The organism is Streptomyces sp. B21-083 (assembly GCF_036898825.1).
Lineage (GTDB): Bacteria > Actinomycetota > Actinomycetes > Streptomycetales > Streptomycetaceae > Streptomyces.
On record NZ_JARUND010000002.1, the window covers coordinates 1,913,488 to 1,937,380 of the forward strand.

The 23,893-nt window shown below is 71.9% G+C and carries 8 protein-coding genes; all 8 read left to right on the plus strand.

Going from position 1 to position 23,893, the window contains the following annotated elements; genetic code table 11:
- Positions 1-106 precede the first annotated feature (106 nt).
- The 8 genes from QA861_RS32645 (at position 107) to QA861_RS32680 (ending at position 23,821) form a co-directional block, all read left to right on the plus strand.
- Entirely contained in the window at positions 107-445 is a 339-nt protein-coding gene (locus QA861_RS32645; protein ID WP_334592237.1) for a WXG100 family type VII secretion target, read from the plus strand.
- A 52-nt stretch (positions 446-497) separates the two neighbouring features.
- On the plus strand, positions 498-821 hold the full coding sequence (locus QA861_RS32650; protein WP_334592238.1) for a WXG100 family type VII secretion target: 324 nt from the start codon (positions 498-500) through the stop codon (positions 819-821).
- 85 nt (positions 822-906) lie between these two features.
- Complete coding sequence (locus tag QA861_RS32655; RefSeq protein WP_334592239.1) at positions 907-1,344, plus strand: type VII secretion system-associated protein; 438 nt, start codon at positions 907-909, stop codon at positions 1,342-1,344.
- 69 nt (positions 1,345-1,413) lie between these two features.
- The gene (locus QA861_RS32660) at positions 1,414-4,161 is read left to right on the plus strand and encodes an AAWKG family protein (RefSeq protein WP_334592240.1); all 2,748 of its coding nucleotides are present in this window, start codon (positions 1,414-1,416) and stop codon (positions 4,159-4,161) included.
- A gap of 250 nt (positions 4,162-4,411) precedes the next feature.
- Positions 4,412-4,870 (plus strand): YbaB/EbfC family nucleoid-associated protein, encoded by a 459-nt coding sequence (locus tag QA861_RS32665; RefSeq protein ID WP_334592241.1) that lies wholly within the window; start codon positions 4,412-4,414, stop codon positions 4,868-4,870.
- A gap of 6 nt (positions 4,871-4,876) precedes the next feature.
- Positions 4,877-5,218 carry a hypothetical protein gene (locus QA861_RS32670; protein WP_334592242.1) on the plus strand — a complete coding sequence of 114 codons (342 nt, stop codon included), beginning with the start codon at positions 4,877-4,879 and terminating at the stop codon, positions 5,216-5,218.
- A 7-nt stretch (positions 5,219-5,225) separates the two neighbouring features.
- The gene (locus tag QA861_RS32675) at positions 5,226-22,388 is read left to right on the plus strand and encodes a hypothetical protein (protein ID WP_334592243.1); all 17,163 of its coding nucleotides are present in this window, start codon (positions 5,226-5,228) and stop codon (positions 22,386-22,388) included.
- A gap of 173 nt (positions 22,389-22,561) precedes the next feature.
- The gene (locus tag QA861_RS32680) at positions 22,562-23,821 is read left to right on the plus strand and encodes a ricin-type beta-trefoil lectin domain protein (RefSeq protein ID WP_334592244.1); all 1,260 of its coding nucleotides are present in this window, start codon (positions 22,562-22,564) and stop codon (positions 23,819-23,821) included.
- Positions 23,822-23,893 lie beyond the last annotated feature (72 nt).

Below are 23,893 nucleotides of genomic sequence, written 5' to 3' on the forward strand. Positions count from 1 at the left end.
ACCCCTGAGTCGAGTCATGTTGCAACCATTTCGCGGGCAACTCTAGTCTCTTGACGTCAAGGCAGTAGCGCGAGTCGACGCGGTACCCGATCCCGAGGAGGGAACGATGGCAGGCAACGGCCAGCAGTCCAATGAACAGGCGACCCGCAACGGCATCCAGGCGCTGGAGGCCGCCTTCAGCGGCATCATGAAGTCGAAGCAGGACGTCGACCAGACCCGCGCCACGCTCTCCAGTGGCTATCAGGGCAGCGACGGCGGCCAGTTCGGTTCGCTGCTCAAGCAGTGGGACGACCAGGCCACCAGCATCCTGCGGAGCCTTGAGGACATGGTCGACAAGCTCAACCAGAGCCTGAGCCAGCACGGGAAGACCCAGGGTTCGTCCAACGAGTCGATCAACCAGGCCTATTCGCAGTCGCAGGCCGCCTTCGACCAGCTCGCCGGCTGACCGGTTCGTACCCCGCCCAGCCCCACATCCCCCCAGCGCAGGAGAGGTTCCCATGGGTGACAACCTGACCGACGGCTACATCTACGTCGACTACAACCACATGAACAACGCCGCCGACGACATGGTCCAGCAGACCAAGGCGATCGCGAACACCCTTGCGTCGCTGGAGGCCGAGCTCAACGAACTGGTGAAGTCCTGGTACGGCGAGGACGCCAGCATGTACCGCCAGAAGCAGCAGGCGTGGGACGCGGCGGTCAAGAACATGGAGACCCTGCTCACCTCGCACTCCACGTTGCTGACGGACATCTCCGACAGCTACCGCTACAGCGAGAACTCGCTCTCCCAGCTCTGGTCCGAAGTCCAGATAGGCCGCTGACGCCGGACGAACCGGGCGGACGGCCACCGGGGCCGTGGCCCGTCCGGTTCCACCGCCGTCCCCGACAACCCAGCAGGAGGAAGCCATGGCGGATCTGACCCGTCTGGACGCGGCGTCACTGGATACGTTCAGGAAGCACGCCCTGGCCGAGTTCATCACCGATCTCAAGGCCATCATGAAGGACGACACGAACGGCGTACGTTCGCTGCACAGCGTCGCCAAGGGCCTCCTCCCCGCGGACTACTACGGCGAGAACGCGGTCCTGGGCATCGGCCTCATGAGTGGTGACGACACCGTCTACGGCAAGACGCTGCTGGGCTCGGTCCTGGCGTCCGCGACGTCGATCGACGGCATCCTCGACGCGCAGGGCGATCTCTTCGGCGACATCGACGACAACCTCGAAACCACGATCAGCACGCTGCTCAAGACCCAGGGAACCACTCTCGAAGGCATCAACGGCGAGAAGCTGCTGGACATCTGGTCGGACATCGACCGCGACCTGGCCGGGGAAGAGGACGACTGATCCGGGCGGCCCCGCGTCGCCCCACGCCGTACGTCCTCCCCCCACCCACCTCACGCAGCGGAGCCCACCATGCCGGCCAAGCACGACCCCGACGACGCCTGGGGCCAAGCGGTCACCCTCCTGACCGGCTACGGCGTACCCAGCCGGAAGACGCTCTTCGACACCCTGAGCAGCAAGAAGGGCATCCCGCTGTTCCGGGGCGGCCTCGAAATCCTGGTGTCGACCCAACTGACCGCGGACAACTTCACGGCCCTGGTCGGCTGGCACACCCAGGAGGGCGAGGACTACGACCTGGCGTTCGTCGACGCCGGCGGTGACGGCGCGCACGACTACGGCACCCTCTACCAGGCCACTCTCGTCTTCATCGGCGTACCGGTGGACGGGAACGGGCGGGCCCGGCTGCTCGACCCCGGTGAGATGACGGGCGGCGGCAAGTTCACGGGCAGTCAGGGCGACGAGTGGGACTTCGGGCCGCTCGGTCAGTACGTGAGCGGTTCCAAGGCCGCGCTGCAGAAGCTGATCGCCGACGGGACGACCCGCGGCTTCTCCTACAACGGCTACGACGTGCAGAACGCCGAGGCCGTGGACGCCAACTCCTTCGAGCGCACCGCGCAGTCCTTCGACCGGACGATGACGTTCTTCAAGGACCACGCCGCGACCCTGACCCAGTGGGAGACCTCGCTCGGCGAGGAGGACGCGGCGTGGCGGGGCCAGGCGGCGGGGCTGTTCTGGCATCTGATCCACCAACTGCGCACGAACTACGACGACTACGTGGACCAGATGGGCGGCACCCCCTACACGGCGCAGCAGACATTCCGGGGCGGCCACACCCCGCAGTCGAAGCTCAGCGACGCGCTGGCCGCCGCCCAGAAGGCCCTGTTGACCGAGGCGAAGAACCTCAGCACCGCGTGGGACACCTGGGCCAGTGACGGCCGGCACGATCCGCACCGCATCGTGATGGAGATCCTCGACGAGGTCTCCGCGTGGGTGCTGGAGCACAACATCAAGCACACCACCGTGTACGCGGACGAGTCGACGTACACCTACCGCACCGACTCCGGTTTCCTGCAGAACCACCCGACCTACGGGAACCTGCGCGACTACGACGCCACCTGGAAGAAGATCGGCGAGGCAGCCGTCACCGCCTGGAACAAGCATGTGGAGACCGTCCTCGTCACGGCGGGGGCCCTGGCGATCACCAACCTCAAGGCCGCGTGGAGCGAACTGGAGGACGCCTTCGACAAGATGGACACGAAGGACACCTCCACCCTCACCGACCAGTACGACAAGGATCAGCGCGAGATCCTCGCCGACCAGGCGAACCAGAACCAGCAGAACCTCAACAACTCGCTGAACAACCTCGGCAACAACCTGAACAACCTGGGCAACGGACTCGGAGACAGCCTCAACAACCTGGGTGACAACCTCGGCAAGGGTCTCAACGGCCTCGGCGACGGGCTCGGGGACAGCCTCGACGGCCTCGGCGACGGACTGGGCGACAGCCTGGACGGGCTGGGAGACGGGCTGAACGGTCTGGGGGACGGGCTGGGCGACAGCATCAACGGTCTCGGGGACGGGCTGAACGGCCTTGGTGACGGCCTCGGGAACAGCCTCAGCCACCTGGGCGCCGGGCTCGGCAACGGTCTCGGTGACGGCACGGGCCTGGGTACCGGCCTGGGCACGGGTCTGGGCCCCGGTCTGGGCCCCGGCCTCAATCTCGGCGGTGCCGACGACGGCAACGACGCCGCCAAGGGCTCCACTGTCACCAATCCGGACGGCAGCACCACCACCCTCAACCCCGACGGGACGCTGACCACCCGTTACCCCGACGGCACCAGCCAGCTCCTGGACCCCGAGACCGGTCTCGTCACGACGACCGCCCCCGACGGCACCGTCACCACCGGTGATCTCACCGTCCCCGGTGGCTTCACCAATCCGGACGGCAGTGTCACGAGCCTCAACCCCGAGGGGACCCTCACCACCAGGTTCCCCGACGGCACCGTCACCACCATCAACCCGGAAACCGGCCAGCTGACCACGACCAACCCGGACGGGTCGGTCGAGACCGGCAACATCAGCACCGGGCTCGGCGACGGACTGGGCGACCTCGACCTCACCAGTCCAACTCCCACCGTCATCCCCCCGACCACCAGCAGCAGTTCCCTCGACGGCCTGAGCAACCTGGGCAGCCTGGGCGACGGCCTGGCCGGTTCGGGCAACGGTCTCGGCTCGTCCCTCGGCGGCGGCTCCGGCACCTCCGGGCTCACCTCCAGCAGTCTGCTGGGCGGCGGTACCGGTTACGACGGCGGCCAGTACGCCGACTACGACGACGGCGAGGACAGCACCGGCGACCTGTTGTCCGGCGGCTCGCTCGGCGCCCCACTCACCGCGGGCGCGGGTGCGGGCGCCTCGGCGGACAGCACGGGCGGAGCTGGCTCCGGCGGGTCACCGCTGTTCCCGGGCATGGGCGGCGGGATGGGAGGCATGGGCGGCGGCGGTGCCGGTGGCGGCGGCGGAAACGGCTCCTCGGAGCGCGTCCGCAACGTGCTCGCCGAGCCCGGCGGCAGCGGCAGGCGCGGCCGGTCCGGGGGCCGCAGGGGCGCCACGGAGGAAGAGGATCTGACCGTGGCCCGGGGCCGCGGTACGTCGACGAGTTCCGGGTCCGGCTACCCGGTGGGCGGTCCGGGGGGCGCCGGACAGAGCGGCCGGTCCACCGAGAGCGGCGACCGCGACCGGCAGAGCTGGATGGCCGAGCCGGAGGACGAGGACGTGTGGGGCACCGACGAGGGCGGCGCACCCGCCGTGATCGGACGATGAGCGTGCCGGGCGGGTTGAAGGCACGGGGTGTGTCGCGGGAGCTGAAGGCGCCGGGTGCGCCGGGTGGGTTGACGGTGCCAGGTGTGCTTAAGGCGCCGGGTGCGTTGAGGGCGCCGGGCGTGCTTAACGCACCGGGTGCGCTGACGGTGCCACGCGTGTCTAAGGCGCCGGGTGTGCCGAGTGCGTTGACGGTGCTGGGTGTGTCGAGGGAGCTATGGGTGCCGAGTGACGTGAGACGGGCGGTGGGGTCATGAGTGACATGCGGGAGACCATCGAGCAGCGGCTCGCCCAGGCCATGGCCGACCTGGAGACGACCCAGACCGCCGTGGCGCGGGCGGAACGCGAACTCGCCGACGCCACCTCCACCGCGCGCTCCCCCGACCGCGCGGTGGAGGTCACCGTGAGCGCGCAGGGCGATCTGACCGAGCTGAAGTTCCTGGACGGCAAGTACCGCACCATGTCCGCCACCCAGCTGGCGGCGAGCGTCCTGGAGGCGGCTCAGGAGGCCCGCGCGGTGATGGCGCGCCGGGTGATGAGCACGTTCGAGCCGTTCACCCGGCCCAGCGACGCGGTGCCCGAACTGGCCGGGGTGAACGTCGACTGGCACAAGATCTTCGGCCCGGGTGTGCTCGACGGCCCGGGGGCCGGGGAGGACCGTTCGTCGTCCAGCCGACTGCGCGACGAGATCAACGAGGACACGGAGGACTGACCTTTCATGGCCGAGGGAAACGCGTACTACGCCGAGCCGGACCGGCTCGCGGCGGGCGTCCGGCAGATCGACCAGATCGGCGCGCTCGCCCACGAGATGCTCCGCGACTTCACGACCACCGTGAACGACACCCACGGCTGGCCGGGCAAGGACGACAGCTTCGCGCAGGAGGTCATCCCGCAGGAGCTGCGTGAGCGCAAGACGGCCGTCGAGACCGGGACTTCCCTGGTCGAGGCGGTGGTGAGCGTCGCCGACGGCACCATGGCCAACCTCGACAACATCCGCAACACCCAGAGCGGTGTCATCGACTCGATCAACTCCGCGGGCCACCGCGGCGGAAGGCACTGACCCTGCCATGAGCATCATGGTCTCGCCCGAGCTCAACAACCTGCTCTTCGTGCTCATCGGCGAGAAGATGCTCCAGGCGGACGAGGATCTCGCGTACGCCAGCCACAAGCCGTACAAGCGGCTCGGCAAGAACGTCCGCAGCCTCTCTGATCTGATCGAGGAGTCCGTGGTGGGCGTCGGCCGTGCGCTGCCGCCCCAGGTCGGGCAGCAGTACGTACGGGCGATGCGGCTGTTCGTGGACAACGGCGGTACGAACTATCTGCGTGAGTTCGCCAAGCAGCTGGACGACGTCGGTGACGGCCGGGTGAAGACCTCCATGGACATCATGGAGTCGAAGTGGCAGATCATCGCCGAACTGGTGCGCCTGTTCATCGAGTTGGCGATCATCACGGCGCTGTCGTTCTTCACCGGCGGTTCGGCCGCCAGCCAGGTGGCCACGGCGAAGGCGCGCAGCAGGGTGGCGATCCTGTCCACCCTGGACCAGTTGCTCAAGCGCACCCATGTGATGCCGAGTCTGTCGGAGGCGTTCGACGAGGCGTTCCAGACCTTCGTCGTCCGGCTCGCGATGATGACGATGGCCCCGGAGGGCCGCCGTCCGGACAACTTCGACTGGTCGCAGATCTTCCAGGACGGCGTCTTCGGCGGCCTCGCCGGCATGTTCCACGGCGCCTTCGACTCGGTCACCAAGAACCTCGGCAAGAACTTCAAGAACATCCTCGACGGCCCTGGTCCCAACCCCTTCGACAAGACCAGCACCAAGAAGTTCACCGACGACATCACCTCGAAGTTCGACAGTCCGCCGAAGCCTTCCCCGGGCGACAGGTTCGGCCGGGGCGTCGGCGGCGGCGCCAACGAGTTCCTGGTGGGCGGCGGTTCGGAGGCGGTCGCGGAGATCTTCGTCAACGGGATCTTCAACGGTAAGTGGGAAGGGAGTTGGGAGACCTTCGTCGGCGCGGGCATGAGCTCCGTGGTCACCTCGGCGCTGTTCTCCGGGGCGTCGTCCCTCGGCGGCAAGTTCGGCTCGAACTTCGACTTCGGCAGTGTCAATGTGCTGCCGGTCACCGGGGACGGCGGGGGTACGGGCAAGGACGGCAGGGGCAGTAGCGGGAGCAGCGACTCCGGCAGCGGCGCTACGAGGGGTATCGGGGCCGGCGGTGGGAACGGCACCGGGTCCGTGGACCTGGTGAACGGTGATTTCTCCGGTGCGGAGGGCATCGGCGACGTCACCGGTTCGGGAGGCGTCGGGGCTCTCGGCGGTGTGGGGACGGTGTCCACCACGTCCTCCGGCTCCACTGCCACGCCGTCCGCGGGAGGCAGCGGTGCCTCCTCCGCCGGGAACGCTCCGGGAAGCAACTCCCCGTCCACGGGCGGGACTCGGGGCAACCAGTCCGACGGCACGGACACCGACCAGGAGGCCGACGGCTCCTCGGACACGGTCGGGACCGAGGCCGACAGCACGGGGGAACCGACCGAGCCTGTTCCCACGAACTCCCAGGACTCCACCGGTACCGGCGACTCCGCCACCCAGATCCAGGGCGCCGGGTCTGACACCCCGAACTCCACCAACGTACCGACCACCGGCTCGGCACACACCGGCTCCGGTTCCCCGCAGCCGACCCGCACCACGTCGACGGAGGACGACACCCAGACCCTGACGGGGTCGGCGTCCGAGCCGGGGTCCGGGGCCCAGTCCGGGACGGGGCCGGGGTCCGGGGCAGGGTCGGGGCCCGGGGCCCGATCCGAGACGGAGCCGGGGCCCAAGGCCGGAACCCAGCCCGAGGCCGGGTCCGGGGCAGGGCCGGGGTCCGGGGCCGGGTCGAGGTCCGGGCCCGGGGCCCAATCCCAGACGGAGCCGGGGCCCAAGGCCGGAACCCAGCCCGAGGCCGGGTCCGGGGCAGGGCCGGGGTCCGGGGCCGGGTCGAGGTCCGGGCCCGGGGCCCAATCCCAGACGGAGCCGGGGCCCAAGGCCGGAACCCAGCCCGAGGCCGGGTCCGGGGCAGGGCCGGGGTCCGGGGCCGGGTCGAGGTCCGGGCCCGGGGCCCAATCCCAGACGGAGCCGGGGCCCAAGGCCGGAACCCAGCCCGAGGCCGGGTCCGGGGCAGGGCCGGGGTCCGGGGCCGGGTCGAGGTCCGGGCCCGGGGCCCAATCCCAGACGGAGCCGGGGCCCAAGGCCGGAACCCAGCCCGAGGCCGGGTCCGGGGCAGGGCCGGGGTCCGGGGCCGGGTCGAGGTCCGGGGCAGGGGCCGGGGCAGGGGCCGGGGCCGGGGCCGGGGCCGGGCCCGGGGCCGGGGCCCAATCCGAGGCGGGGTCGGGGCCCGAGGCCGGAACCCAGTCCGGGGCTGTGCCCGGGGCCGAAGCCCGGTCCGCGGCTGCGTCCGGGAGCGAAGCCAAGTCCGGGCCCGACTCTGTGTCCAGCTCCACCCCGACGCCAGAGGCCAACTCCGGGTACGGCGCGGAAACCGTCGTGAACCCGGTCGCGGGCGCCCCACTGCCGACCGGCATCGCCCCCGCCCCCGGCGCTTCCCCTGCCTCCGGCTCGCAGCAGTCCCCCGCGTCGGTAGCCACTCCGCCGTCGCAGCGCGGTACTGCCACGGCGGGGTCGGGTGCGGACGCCGGTACGTCCGGTTTCGACGTACGTCGTCTCACCGCCGAGGGCGACCCGGTCACCGAGCTGACTGTCGAGGTGGCGTTCACCGGCACCGGCACCGACGCCATGCCGGAAGCGGAACGGCAGGCTGCCTGGGACCGGATGGCCGCCGGTGCGGAGGGGATCTTCAACGCCCCGGGCCACCGGCTCGCCAACGGCGACCGCGTCCATGTCACCGTCGTGCCCGTGCCTCCCGGCCAACGCGCGCCCCTGAAGGCGGATTCGGAGCTTGACCTCGTCCAGCGGATCGGCGACCGACTGGGCCTGCGCGACCAACTCCCCCCGTCACCCGACAACCGGAACCAGGAGAAGGCCCCCCGACCGGCCTCCGTCCGTACGGTCAGCACGCCGCCCGGCGACATCGACGCGCCGTCGCGCATCGCCACAGAGTCCCGCCCGACCGCCGCCCCCGGGGCAACTGCGGACACGGCTTCCCAGGCTTTGCCGGCTTCCCAGGGCGCCGACCCGCCGGCCCCTGCCCGGGTCACGGCGACGTCGCAGGCATCGTACGAGGTGTCACCGGGAGGCACTCCGGTCGTGCCGTCGCCGGAGGCGGACGATGCCGATACCCAGGCGGTACAGACCTCCGCCGTGGACAAGGGGAAGGGCCGGGCGGTCCCGGCGGAGCCCGCCGACGACCAGGCTTCGCCGGAGTATCCGGCGCAGTCGCCCGACGCCTACAGGCGCCAGTTGGCGGGGTACGACGCCGACCAGGCGCTGGCCGACTACGGTTCGGCGTTGACCGCGCTGGGGCGGGCGCAGGCGGACTTCGAGGCGGCCGAGTCGGCGCGGGCCTCGGGCGAGGGGACGTCACACGGCCGTGAGTGGGCCGAGGCGCAGGGGCGGATGCACGACGCACGGTCCCGCGTCACCGACGTGATCAACCATCTGACGGTGCTGGAGGTCGACGCGCCGTCGTCGGAGGTCGACGAGGCGGACCTGATCCGGCGGCCCCGACTGCGTGGCGGGGTCCTCGGCTTCGGCCGGCCCCGGCCCCCGCAGGACCTGTTGGCCAGCCCTGCCGGGCCCTCCCTCGTCTATCCGCCCCGGCGGAACGTCGTGCACAAGACGTTCCGCTGGATGAAGCCCAACAGGGCGGAGACCGACCGGCTGGCCCCGGTCGCCGCCGCGATCAACACGGGCGGGCCGGTGCCCGGAATCCGTATGAACGAGGCCGGCACCACGTTCAAGACCGACTGGGACCCGGTGACCTTCGGCAATCTGGACCAGTTGGCCCGGATGACGCTCAGGCAGGAGATCCGGGACCCCCTCAACGCGGCGCACCCCGAGATGCAGATGCTCGACAGCGCCGCCTGGTGGAAGGCGGTGGGGCAGCTCGACCACCGTACGGCGGGTTTCTGGCGCGGGCAGGAGGCTCGGACGCGGGCACTGGAAGCCGAGATCACACGGCAGTTGAACAACCGGCCCCCTTCGCTGTCCCCGGCCGAACTCGCCGCCGTGGACGCCGCCCTGCAGGCCGCGCCGGACGCCCTCACCGGCGCCACCACGCTGCTGAACACCCACCAGGGTCTGATCCTCGGGGAGACGCACGGCGCGTCCACCAGCTGGCCCTTCCTGATCAACAACATGGCCGCGCTACGGGCTCAGGGCATGGGAACGATCTACGTGGAGGCGCTGCGCGGCGACAGCTTCCAGCCTTCCCTGAACGCCTATTTCCAGGCCCCGGTCAACGCGCCCATGCCCATCGAACTGCGCCGGATGGCCACGCTCTACGACTCCTCGCACAATTCGCAGACCGGTCTCGGGCTGCTGGCGACCCTGGAGGCCGCCCGTGCGAACGGAGTGCGGGTCGTCGCCATGGACGGCCTTCCCGCCGCCTCCTCGATGACATCAGGCTGGGGAAGCTACGAGCGGGCGGTGAAGTTCAACGCCTACGCGGCTCTGACAGTGCAGCGCGACCGGACCGGCCGCAATGACGGCTACATCGCGGTGATCGGCAAGGCGCACTCCGACTGGCATCTTCCGCCCGCGATCCCCCACCCGGCGGGCGGCCCCGTCCTCCCGGCCCACTATCCGGGCCTCTCCCAGCTGCTGCACCTTCCCTCGGTCCAGCTGGACGCACAGTCGACGGCCCTGGACCGCATCCTGCCGACCGCCGTACTCCCGCCCGGCGTCTACGACCCGACCATCGACGACGACACACTTCCGACGCCGATATCCACGTCTGGCTCTACGTCTACATCTACATCTGCCTCTGCCTCTGCCTCTGCCTCTGCCTCTGCGAGTTGGGATGCGGCGCGTGCCGAGGCCGTGCCGGTGGAGCGCTCGCACACCTGGGTCGACCCGGTGTCCAGGCCGAGGGCGGCCGACGGTTCGCCCACGCAGTACGTCGTACGGTCCGGATTCGACGTGCGCCGGTTCACGCACGACGGCGAGCCCGTCACCGACCTGACCGTCCACGTGCAGTTCACCAACGCCGACTCCGTACCCGAGGCGGACCGGCAGGCGGTCTGGGACCGGATGGCGGCCGGTGTCGAACGGGTCTTCAACGCGCCCGGCCTCCGCCTCCCCAGCGGCGACCGCGTCCATGTCACCGTCGTACCGGTGCCCCCGGGCGGCCAGGCGCATCTGAAGGTGGAGCTGGTCGCACCGACCGACGGTCGCGCCACGTCCCACCACGTGTGGCACACGGACGGCTCGGACCAGGACTTCGTCCATGAGATCGGCCACCAGCTGGGCCTGCGCGACGAGTACCGGGACGCCACCTCGCCCCAACGCCCGCAGGTCGAGGGCAGCTTGATGGGCAACTACGGACTTCCGGTGCCGGCCTCCGTCCGTACCGAGGCCGCCTCGACCGACTCCGAGCAGCACTACACCCACGGCGGCCTGCGCCCCCGACACCTGGCCCTCATCAACGCCCTGATCGGCGACGGGGGACTTACGCCCCGCGCCGACACCGCTGCCGGCCCCGCCCACGGGGCCGAGCCCCTGGCACCCGCGACGACCTCGACATCGACGAGCGTCCCTGAACACACGCTGTGGCACCAACTCCTCGATGGCCCCGCCGACCAACAGCCCGCGCTGCTCACCGCGATCGGCGACACCCGCGGCGGGACCGCCCCGTCCGACGACGAGGTGGTCCTCCGCGGGCGGGTACGGGACGGGCTCAGGCACCTGCCCGGGGTGACCGTGGTCGTGGACATCGCGGCGAACTTCGGTCATCAGGCGGCGGCCACGATGATGATCGACTCGCTCACCGAGCTGGGGTACGAGGGACCCGTCACCGTGATCGCGCCACCCGACGTGCGGGAGCGGCTGGATGTTCTGCTCTCCGCGCCGATGCGGGCGCGCATCGAGTGGGTGTCGGACTCCTTCGATCCGACCTTCGCCTACGACGCCACCAGCCGCCCCCGCGACGGCCACCTGGTTCTCGTCGCCGCCAACGACGCGTTGGTCGACGACGCCGAACTCGCCGCCAACTTCCTGCACTTCACCGGCGGAGACCAGGCCGTCGTGCTGCGGCCGTACGCGTGGAACGGCGGCCACCGCTACCTCTACACCCGCACCGGCCCGGACGCGGACGCCGAAGTCACCGATCTCCAGGGCACGGACGGCATCCCGGACAGCGCCCTGTACCGGTTCGAGGTGCCGCGCGTGACGGGTGCCGCCCTCGACGAGACGATCAACGCGCAGGTCGAGCCGCCGGAGCGGGCGGCGGGACTGCGGGCGGTGGCTGCCGAAGTGGGCGGCCGACGCATGGAGTTGATGCCTGCCTACGGTCTGCACAACCTGCATCCCGCGGAGCGGGCCTCGACGCTGGCCGCGCTCGCGGAGGGTGTGCACGGGGCGGGGCTCGGCAGGCCGTCGGTCGTACTGGCCCTGGGCAACGCCACAGTTGACTTCGCACCCCGCCATGAGGCCTCGTGGCTGCGGCAGTTGACGCTGGACGATCCCGAACTGCCGCGTGTCCTGGCGGAGGCGGGGCCGGACGACGTGGTGATCGTGGAGGCCGGGAACCTCTCCCAGGACCTGTTCCGGCAGGTGTACCAGATGGGCACGCTGCCCGCCGTGGTGGAGGGCGCGAACACCACCAACACCCTCCAGGTGCAGGGGCGTCCGTACTTCTCGGTGCGCACCAACAACACCCCGTACGACCCGCTGGCCGGTACTCCCGACGATTCGGCCGCGGTCGACGAGCTGCAGGCGGTCACCGGCGCGATCGTCGCCAGGAGCGCATGGGGAGAGGCACTGGAGAACCTTCCCTCGTGGGAGGCGGCGGGCCGGGCGGAGACCGCTGTCAGTGTGCTGAACGCCCTGCCGCCGGACACCGAGTCCGACGACGGCCGGCTGCTGCTCGGGCCGGACGAGGCGGAACGTCTCCGCAGGGCGTTCGGCGAGCGAGCCGGCGAGGACATCGCGGCCATACTGGGACCGGACCACGCCGACCTGGACACCGTCCGGGAGCTGATGGAGCCCGACCGGCCCAACGAGCCCTCGTACCGGCGGATGGACCGGCTTCAGGAGCACTGGGTCTATCTCACCCCCGCCGAGCGCGACGCGTTGCTCGCGGCGGTGCGGGAGTCGCACGGGCGGCATCTGGAGAATCTGAGGCAGGAGTCCGCCGAGTACTCGGTGGCGCCGGACCCGGAGCAGGTCGTCCTTCTCTCCCGGGCGGTCGCCGACGCGGGCCGTCCCGACTCTCGACTCGGCGGCTATTTCGCCAGGTTGACCGAGCAGGCACACCAACCGGACCGCGACCAGGTCCTCCAGGCGCTGGGCACGGTCTTCCCGCCGCAGCCGGGTCCCGGTGCCGATCCGCTGGCGCCCACGGTCCGGACGCTGGGCGGTGCACGCCGTCCGGACGTGCCAGTGACGCCCGCACCCGCGTCCCCCGCCGAAGGCGCCGACCCCCTGGCACCGGTCTCGGAGGCGACGCTGCGGCGACGCGTGCGGGACGGTCTCGGGGCGTTGCCCGGAGTGACCGTCGTCGTGGACGACGCCGCCAACTTCGGTCATCAGGCCGCCGCCACCATGCTGGCCGACTCGCTCGACGAGCTGGGTTACCACGGCCGTATCACCGTCATCGCACCGGAGAACGTCCAACAGCGCCTCGGTGTGCTGCTCTCCGCGCCGCTGCGCGCCCGCATCGACTGGGTGACGGACACCTTCGACCCCGCCATCGCCTACGACACCACCAGCCGTCCCCGCGACGGACATCTGGTCCTGGTCGCGGCCAATGACGCGCTGGTCGACGACGCCGAACTCGCCGCCAACTTCCTGCACTTCACCGGCGGAGACCAGGCCGTCGTGCTGCGGCCGTACGCGTGGAACGGCGGCCACCGCTACCTGTACACCCGTACCGGCCCGGACGCGGACGCCGAAGTCACCGATCTCCAGGGCACGGACGGCATCCCGGACAGCGCCCTGTACCGGTTCCCGGTCCCGCGCGTGACCGGGGCCGCCCTCGACGAGATGATCGCCGATCAGGCCTCCACGCCGGCCCGCGCGGCGGGGCTGCGGGCCGTCGCCCGCGCGGTCGACGGCGACCGCGTGAACCTGATGCCGGCGTACGGCATGCACAACCTGCACCCCTCGGAGCGCGCGTCGACCCTGGGCGCTCTGGCGGAGGGCATACACGGCGCCCGACTCGACCGGGCGGCGGTCCTGCTGGCGCTGGGCAATGCGACGGTCGACATCGCGCCCCGCCATCAGGCGCCGTGGCTCACGCAGTTGAGGCTCGATGATCCCGAACTGCCCCGCCGTGTCGCGGAGGCCCGGCCCGGTGAGGTCATCGTCGTCGAGGCCGGGAACCTGACCCAGGACCTGTTCCGGCAGGTGTACCAGATGGGCACGCTGCCCGCCGTGGTGGAGGGCGCGAACACCAGCAACATGCTCCAGGTGCTGGGGCGTCCGTACTTCTCGGTGCGCACCAACACCACTCCGTACGATCCGCTGGCCGGCACTTCCGACGACTCGGCGGCCGTGGACGCGTTGCAGCAGGTCACCGAGGCGATCGTCGCCAGGAGCGAGTGGGGGGAGGAGTTCGAGAACCTTCCCGCGGGGCTGATGGCGGGCCGGGCGGAGACCGCTCGCAGCGTGCTGGGGTCGCTGGAATCGGAGACCACCGACGGTGAGGTGACGCTGTATCTGGGATACAACGAGCTGGTCCGACTCAGGGACGTATTCGGTGACGAGACGCGCGCGGTCGTCCTCGGGGTCCTGGGAGAGGGCCACAGCGCCATGGCCACGATCGACACCATGCTCGCTCCGGCCCCCGCGGGCATGCCCGACTACAAGTGGTCGATGCAGCTGCAGGAGGAGTGGGCCGAGCTGACCCCGGCCGAGCGGGACGGCCTGCTGGCAGTGGTGACGGGGGTCCATGAGCGGCAACTGGCGGACCTGAGGGCGGAGTCCGCCGCGCTGTCCGTGGCCCCTCCCCCGCACCAGGTGGCCGTCATCGCGCGGGCGATCGCCGACGCGGACCGGCCCGAGTCGCAACTCGGCCGGTATTTCGGCAGGTTGACCGAGCAGGCGCTCCGTCCGGACAACGACCAGGTCCTCCAGGCACTGGGCAGGGTCTTCACGACCGACACAACAGAGGGCGTCGATCCACTCGCGCCGACGGCCGGCCAGGACCACACCGAGACCCCGGACCCGGTGCCGCCGTCGCCTCCGGGGTGGGATGCGGCCCGGGCCGGTGCCTCCCCCGTGGAGCGCTCGCACACCTGGGTCGACCCGGTGTCCAGGCCTCGGGGCGCGAACGGCAGCCTCACGCAGTACGTCGTACGGTCCGGATTCGACGTACGACGGTTCACGCACGACGGCGAGCCCGTCACCGACCTGACCGTCCACGTGCAGTTCACCAACGCCGACTCCGTACCGGAAGCGGACCGCCAAGCCGTCTGGGACCGGATGGCGGCGGGTGTGGAGCGCGTCTTCAACTCCCCCGGCCACCGGCTCCCCGGCGGCGACCGCATACACGTGACCGTGACCCCCGTACCCTCCGGCGGACACGCCCACCTCAAGGTGCGGCTGGCCGCCCGGGGCTCCGGCGCCCGAACATCCCACCACACCTGGCGACTTGACGGAACGGGCCAGGACTTCGTCCACGAGGTCGGCCACCAACTGGGCCTGCGCGACGAGTCCCCGGACGCCTCCGCACCTCAACGCCCGCGTGTCGAGGGCAGTTTGATGGGCGACTACGGTCTCGCCGTACCGGAGTCGGTCAGCACCGAAGCCGTCTCGGCCGACGCCGAGCAGCACTACGCCCACGGCGGCCTGCGCCCCCGCCACCTGGCACTGATCAACGCACTGATCGGCGACCCCGACCCGGACCCGGTTGCGGCTTCGGGTCCGCGCCCCGATCCCGTCCTGGGCGCGGACCCGCTCGCCCCCGCGCCGCCCTCGCCCTTCGTGCGCGACTACGGGAGCAGGCACGACGGCAACGTAGGCCTCGTACAGGTCGAGCCGCTGCCCGCGCGAGTGGTGGACGGCGTTCACCAACAGGTGCTGCGCGCACTGGGGTTCGGTGCCCCGGCGGCCCAGGACCATCCGGTGCTCGGCCAGTTGCGGGACCGGCTCGGTGCCGAGCAGCTGGTGCTCGCGCTGCCCTATCTGCGCAGCGGCATGGGCCACCGGGTGACGGTCACCGTCGACGGCCGTGAACGGACCGTGGACGTACGGCTGGGGCTGCGCGACCCGGCGCCGTCGCCCCGCTACGGCACCCACGACGTCACCGACCCCGATGTGCGCGTGGAGCGCCGTGGGTTCGGCGCGCAGGAGTCGGGGGACTCGGAGTCATCCGGCAACTTCCGTACGGTGCCCGTGCCCTGGTCGGTGTCCATGCCCGTCGCCGCGGCCGGGGCGCTGCGGGGCTGGGAGTTCAGCCCCTCCCTCTCCCTGACGCACAACCAGCTGTCGCTGTCCACGTCGGTCACCCAGCTCGTGCAGACCACCACCGCCCAGCGCAGCAACGAGCTGTCGCAGGCATACGAGTTCACGTCGGAGTGGGAGGTACGGGTCGACTCGCCCCGGATGGCGCCCCCGGTCAACTGGAGTCCGCCGCAGGCCCACGGGCCGGTCACCGTCTGGTTCCCGCAGCACCTGGCCGTGGCCGACACGTCCGGGACCCCGCTGCCGCCGCCGGCGGGGCTGGACGATCTGCCGGTGTGGGGGGTCGACACCGTCGCGGACCCGCAGCGGTTGCTGGAGTCCGTGCTGAGCGCCTTCCACGACGAGCTGTCCACCCTGAGCGCCTCCTCCGCCCAGGAGTTGGAGGCGTTCCTGGCCGAGCCCGTGCTGCGCGGAACGCTGCCCATGCAGCGGTCGGGCGGCATCTTCTCGCCGTTGCTCCTGGACTCGCGGGGCCGGGCGATCGGCATGTTCAAGGTCACCACGGAGATCACCACGGGAACACCCACCCACCGGACTCTGGACACGAAGATCAACCTGGAGAGCCATCTCGTCCAGACGGTGAAGGTCGACGGTCAGGCAAAGATCACCAACGCCGTCGGGGTCGACATCGGGATCGGCCCGGCGTTCACCGGAGACCACGCGGCGAAGCACCCGGACGCGTCGAAAAAGGTCGCGGGCAGCCTCGTCGGCAAGGGCGGTGTGCGCTGGCAGACCAGCGACACCCTCGGCAACGGCGGCACCGCCGCTGTCATGCACGGCCTGCGCACCAACCGGAGTCATCTCCTCACCCCCGCCACCGTCCGGCACACGGTCACCCTGGTCCGGCCCGGCGGCGGCGAGACGCCGCACGTCCTCGATCCCTGGCACGACGGCATGCAACTGCGGCTGCTGACCCGGGAATCCGCCCAGGGACACCGGCCGACTCCCGAGGAGCGGCGCGCGCTCCCCGCCGAACTGGAGAACCTCGAGGCCATCGGCATCACCGCCGCCCCGCTGGCCGTCGAGGGCCCTCAAGAGCTCTTCGGGCACGCCGAGGTCTGGCTGCGCGCCAACGGTTTCCTGCCGCCGGAGACAAACGTCCGCAACCTTGTGCTGCCCGACGAGTCGCTGGTGCAGGCGCAGTTGAACAATCTGCGGCGCTTCGAGCAGGCTCGCTCCGATCTGGGGCTGCGGGCCGCGACCGATGCCATGGTCGACGGCGGCCACCCCCTGTGGCTGGAACGACCCACCACCACGGGCACCCATCGCGTCAAGCTGAACCTCACCGCCGTCCGCGACCCGGGCACGACCACAGGCACAGGCACAGGTGCCGCAGGTGGTACGGGTGCCGCCGTGGCCCCGCCGAGCATCCACACCCGTACCCGCACCGACATCCAGCACGTCTCGCTGGCCTCCTTCGGCATGGCCGGTACGGAGCAGCAGGCGTCCGGCTATGGCTGGTCGTTGGGCTTCGGCGGCGGCCCGTCCGGCCCCGTGGGTCCGTACACCGACGGCCCGCGCGGCCTCGCGGTGCCGTACACCAAGGGCTCGGGCACCCTCGGCGGGGCCGCCGACTACTCGTACGGCCGGCAGACCGGCCACACGGCCACGGTCGGCGCGGGTCTGGCGCACGACCAGCTGTTCATCGGTTCCGGGCAGGGCAGCGAGGCCTTCGAGATACCGGCGCGGTTCGCGCTCGACCTCTACGACGGTCCGGGCGCCGAGCCATCCGTACGCTTCGCCGAGCACACCGCCCCGGCCCCGGTCGAGCCGCCCGTCCTCCCGGTGCCCGGGGAGGCTGCGTTCGGTGACCTTCAGCTGCACCTCCTGGAGGAGGGCAGGCCGTCCGGGCCGCGACCCCGGACGGTGAGCGGCACCATCACCCTCGCGGTGCCCCACCACCGCACACTGGAACCGGCGTCCGAGCCGGCCTCCCCGGCCCCGGCGCCCACCGTGTCGCAACCGGTGGCCGCCGATCACTCGCGGCTGGCCATGACCGGCCCCGACGGCAGCCCGCTGCCGGGGATCGTCAAGCTGCCGGACGACGCGATCGTGGACGTGTTCCGCGGTTCGGGAGTCCTCCAGGAGACGCTGCGGCAGATCGTCGAGGGCACCCATCCGGGGCGCCCGGAAACCGGGCGGCTGGGGTCCATGGCCTCCGCCGTCGGCGCGGCGAGCCCTCAACTGCTCGCATGGGCGGCCCGATCGGTGGCGTCCAACCTGGCCGGGCAGAGCGCCGGCGATCCGACCACCGTCGCCGCCGAGGTGCGGCAGGCCGCGCTGTCCCCGGGCAATCTCGTCGCCCGCGCGCACCAGATCTTCAAGGGCGGGTACGTCGTCGAGGGCATCACCCTGCCCGGGCTCGGCGCCGATCAGGAGTACGCACTGGAGATCCGCGGTGTGCTGCACAGCGCGCGGCATCTACACAGCGCCAAGCAGTACCTGGAGACCGGTGTCGCCGCCACCGACTCCGCCGCCCAGCAGAAGTCGGTCAGCGGCACGCACCAGACCGGCCTCGCCGTCACCGGGACGAGGACCCCGGCCACGGCTCCCGCCGCTCCCGCCCCTCCCGTTCCCTCCGGGACCGGCACCGGGACCGGGACAGCCTCGACACCGGCGCCGCCCACGGTCTTCGGGCCCTCCGGGAAGTACTCGTACACCAGCCGTACGGAGGACTCGGGCACGGTCTCCTCCAGCACCTCGGTCAACCGGACGGCCACCGAGAGCGGCATGGAACACCGGGTCGGCGCCGACGCGACGATCCTGATCACCGTCCGGCGCGGCACCCGCAACGTGGTCGGCAACACCCTCGGATTCGGCAGCGAGTCCGACGTCACCGTCGCCGTCGACCTGCCGCAGGCCGTGCAGTTCCTGATGACGGACGGCCAACTCAGCCGCTTCGAGGGGTGGTTCACCGGCGTCGCGGGGCTCACTCCCCCGCTGCCCGCCCCGGCCGAGCTGCCTCTGCCAAAGCGTTTCACCCGCACCGGGGAACCGGGCATGGCCGCCGTACTGTCCGTCACGCAGTTCGAGGAGTCGGAGCCGGTGCCCGCGGCCGAGCCGGACGGGGTCGGCGCCGATTCCGAAGGGCCGACCACCGGTGCGCCCGTCGCGGGGCCGGCCTCCGAGTCCGCCGAGGGCGCCGAGGCCGCGCAGGAAGCGCCCCCCGCTCCCACCGCACAGCCCGCCCTCGCCGAGCGCCGGGACCGGCTACGGGCCGAACTGACCGCGCTGGTCGAGGCCGAGGCACCGGGCGTCACCCAGCCCGGTCACTCCTCCTATCTGCCCGGCGTGGCCTCCCGGATCGCCGACTACACCTCCACCGCCGGTCTGCGCGCCCTCCCCGGACGCGGCCCGCGCGGCGCCCAGCGCTTCCACTTCCGCCACCTCGCGCTCGGCGGCGCCCGGCTGGTCGAGGTCACCCTGACCGCCCGGCCGCGCGCCGACGAAACCGAACTGCGCGGGGTACGCGGCCGAAACGCCGGACCGGGTACGGGACTTGAGCAGTTCCACGGGCACACCCCGGCCGGTGTCAGCACCGGCACGACCAGCACCACGCAGCACGGCCTCACCCTCAACCCCACCACGCGATACCCGCGTCCGGGGCAGGACACCCGCACCGACCGGAGCGGCCCCGGGCTGAGCGTCGGCAGCGCGAAGAGCCAGGGCGCGAAGGCCGCGTCCACAGCCGAGGACCGGTTCTGGCTGCGCACGGACAGCGCCGCCGACTTCGACCTCGACTACGAGTTCACGGCCTCCGTACGTTCCGAACTCGTCGCGGACTGGCCGCCCAACCTGATCGGCGGCGCCCTCCAGGGTGGTGTCCTCGCCTGGTACGACACCGACGAGGCCGCCGCGACCGAGAGCTGGATCAGCCGCGCTCTGAGCGCCCGCCCGTACCGCACGGCGACCGTGCCGGCCTCCGTCACCCTGCGCTTCACCGGCGGCGAGGCGGCCCCTGCCGAGGTGGTGGAGGCGCCACTGACGCCGACGGTCGGCACGACGGCCCCGGCCCCCCGGGGCGACCGGTTCGTGCCGATGGGTCCCGCGCCGGTGTTCGAGTTCAACGCCTGGTCGGAGCTGACCACCGCGCTGGACGCCGTCGCCCCTGGTCAGGACCGTGGCTGGCGGTCGCCCTCCACGTCGACGTCCGCCGAGAGCACCGCGGTCCGGATCGGCGAGCTCATCCAGGCCGGCGACATCGCCCTGGACCACCCGCGCACCGCGGCGGGTCTCACCGACACCTTGCCCGGCGCCTTCCCCTTCGAGTCGGCCCCCGGCAGCCCGCCCAGCCTGTCCGTCACGCTGCACAACCCGCGCCGGGTCACGCTGAGCGCGGACGTCACCCTCGACCGCGTCCGTATCGCGTCCACCACCGGCGGCTCGTCCCGGAGCTTCTCCACCACCGGCGGAATCAGCTTCCAGGGCGTCTACAGCACCGACGACCCCGACCGGGTCCTCGGCGGCTTCAGCGCGCCCTTACTCGCCCGGCAGCCACAGGCGGTGGGCAGCAGCGGGGGCACCACCGGCGGCGTCCGCGAATGGCTCAAGACGGGCAGCACGAGCGCCCCCGCCGACGGTACGCACGGCACCCGGACGTACGAGGCGCTGGTCGACGCGCATCTCACGGTCCGGGGTCCGGAGGGCGTGCGGCACGTCTCCGGCGCCGCCACGGTGCGTATCGGGGAGCGAGACGCACTCGGGTACGGGATCACTCCCCCGCGTACCCAGGCGCAGGTGTACGACCTGCCCGCGATGGTGCGGGCGGCGGCGGACGCCGAGGCCGGGGCCGCCGCGACGCCGTACCCTGCGACGCAGGGGGGTGAGACGGTCGCCGCGGCGACCGAACTGCGGGACTGGACTCGGCATCCGCTGCGGACCCTGCCCGGCCTCCTGGCCTCGGGGATCGACGCCGCCGACCCGGCGGCCCAACTGTGGCTCGCCATCGGCGACACCGGCACCGCCACCGGGCAACAGCAGCTCAGCCGGGCCCTGTTCGCCGTGTCCCGCGCCGCCGCGAGCGTCCACAAGCCCGTCGAACTCGTCCTGCGCGCCGACGACAGCACCCTCACCTTCTGGAACTTCGGCCCCGACGGCACCCTTTCGGGGCTCGGCGAGGCAGGTAGGGCCGCCTGGGGACGGTTCGACGGCCGGGCCACCGCGCTGACCGACGCGGCGGAGGCGGAACAGGACGCGCGCGAGGTGGAGTTCGGCCTCCGGAGCGACAACTCCGTTCACCAGGGCGTGCTGACGCGGGCCCAGAACGAGGCGGTCCTCGCGGACGAGGCCCTGGCAGCCGCGCGTACCACCGCCGAGGCCGCCGAAGGGGCCGTCGCGGCGGCCCGGGAGGCACGGGAGCAGGCCGAGCGGGACAGGGACCTGCGGCAGCGGGAGGTCGAGCGTCAACGTGGTCTCGTCGCCGCGCAGTCGGCGCACGTCGGCGCACTCGACGGGGACATCCGGCTCGCGGAACTGCGGGTGCGGGAGGCGGACTCGATCGTCACCGACATCGACCGCGGCCGGCCCGCCGACGACGGCAATGAGCGGCCGGACAAGATCCGGGCCCGCGAGGCCCACCTGGTGCTCGACGGGTTGCGGGCCGCCAGGGACAGGCAGAGGACGGTCCTGGACGGCATCGAGGGCGAGCTGGGGACGGCGCAGGAGGCCGAAGTGGCCGCGCAACGTGTTCTGCCCGTGCTGCGTCGCGCCGAAGAGGAGGCCGAGCTCGCCGCCGGGCAGCCCCGCGCCACGCTGGCCGACGCGGTCGAGCGTCTCCGTACCGCCGTGGCGGCACGCGACGAAGCCCTGCTGTACGCGGAGGAACTCGCCAACCGGATCACGGCTGCCGAGGACCGCCAGAAGGCCGAGGCCCGCATCCAGACAGCCCAGGAGCAGGCTCTCCCCGCCCTCGCGGCCCGGGCCGCCGCCGACCGCACGGCACCGCCCGTCGACGTACCGACGGGCTCCCTGGCCTCAACTCCGCCCCGGTGGCCGGACCTCAGCGCCCACGCCACCCCGGCCCGGGGACTCCCCCCGGCCGACGTGGCTCCGCATGAGGCGGAACACACGGCCCCCGGGGCCGCTGCGACCCGTGACGCGTCGGGCACCGACGACGTGGCGCCGACCGACGATGGCGCGGGCCGGGTGACCGTGGACGGTTCGTTCGGCGCCGCGCTGCTGGCCGCCGTGGCCGTGAAGGTGCCCTCGGGCACCGGCGGGCCGCAGCAGTTGACCGGCGTCGACAGCACCGGCACCCTGCACGACTGGGCGCGCGGGCGGCTGATGGAGCCGGGCCCCCTCGGACTTCCAGCCGGAGTCCGGCTGCCTGCCGGTGACGACACCCTGTCGGTGGCGGAGATCCGCTCCCTGGGCATCGACGTGACGTCGGGCATGGAGGCCGAGGCCGTCATGCTCGGCGGTCGGCTGACCGTCGCCGCCGTGTCTCTCGACCCCGGACAACAGCTCCAACTCATGCTGAACCGGCCGGAGTCGGGAGATTACGTTGCCACAGTGGCCGCGCTGGCGGCCCAGGCGCTGGGCCGGGATATCGTGATCGTCGGCCCGGGTCCCGTCGAACACCGGTACGGCTCCGTCCCCGGTGAGCCGATCCGGATCACGTTCGACGGCGCGGGGTACTCCACGCCCGCTCACCACCTGCCGGAGAGCTGAGGCATGGCCCGTGCAGCTCCGCCGCAACTCCCGTACCCAGTACCCCTGTACGCGATGCCCCGGTACTCGGTGACCCAGCACTCGGTGGCCCCGTACCACCCGATGACCCAGTAACCGATGACCCAGTACCCGGTGGGCCCCGCCCCCCACTGCCGCTCCGCCAGGAGGACGTCATGACCGCCGCACAGAACGCCCCCCATGGGCAGTCCGCAGCCGCCGAGCCGGACTCCGGTGCCGCCGCTCCGGCGCCGGACCCGACCGCGACCCCGTCCGCCCCCACGGCCGTTGCCGCGCCGGTGGCAGAACCGGCACCCACAGCCGCGTCTTCCCCGGACCCGAACCCGCAGCCGGACCCCGGCGCCGAACCGGACCCGGAGTCACAGCCGGAGGGTGAGGTGCGGCAGCCCGCCCCCGAGGCGGAGGCGGGGGCCCGGTCGGAGGGTGGGAGCCCGGCCGGTGACGGTGCCGCCGCTGCCGCGACCGTGCCCGAAGTGGTCACCCTGGGCGACGAGTCCGACGGCGGCGCCACCGCCGCCGCGCAGGACGGTCACCCCGGCCGCCCGTCCCGGGCCATCCTGGCCGCCGCGGCCATCGCGGGCGCGCTCCTGGTGTCGGTGCCGTTCCTGATCAGCGCCCGCGACAACGGCACCCCGACCCGTACCGCCGCCGGAGGCAGCACGGCGGACACCGTACTGAGCGACTCGCTGGGCGATGCGGCTCCCGGCGCCTTCGAATCGGCCGACCCGAAGCCGGACGCCGGCAGAGCGACGCCCTCCAAGTCGCCGTCGAAGGCGCCCGCGAAGGCCCCCGCCGGCGGCAAGGGCGCGGCGGCCGGCGCCGCCTCGGGCGCCGGTGCCGGTGCCGGTACCGGTGCTGCCGCGAACTCCGGCGGCAAAGGTCAGGGCGCGGGCTCCAACACGTCCCAGAACTCCTCCGGTTCGAAGAGCGGCAGCTCGGGATCCGGCACGAAGGGCTCGACCAGCGGCGGCGGTTCGAGCAACAGCGGCGGCAGCAGCGACACCAAGCCCGCCCCGGCCCCTGTCGTCGTACCCGGCGCGATCATCATCAGTCAGGCGTCCAACAAGTGCATCGACATCGTCGGCGACAAGGGCAAGGACGGCGCCCCGCTGGAGATCTGGTCGTGCAACGGCAAGGCCCAGCAGAAGTGGGTGTTCAAGTCGGACGGCACCGTGCGTGCCATGGGCCTGTGCATGGACGTCGCCTGGGGCTCCAGCGCGGACGGCGCGGTCATCCAGCTGGCCAGGTGCAGCGGCAACCCGGCCCAGAAGTTCATCCTCGCCGGACCCAACGACCTGGTGAATCCGCAGGCCAACAAGTGCGTCGACGTCAAGGACCAGAAGACGGGCAACGGCACCCGGCTCCAACTGTGGACGTGCAACGGCCAGCCCAACCAGAAATGGACCGCACGCTGACCGATTCGCTGTTTTTCGCTGCGTGTGGGCGATATCTCGTCCGGCCGGGTGACCGACGAAGATCACCAGGTC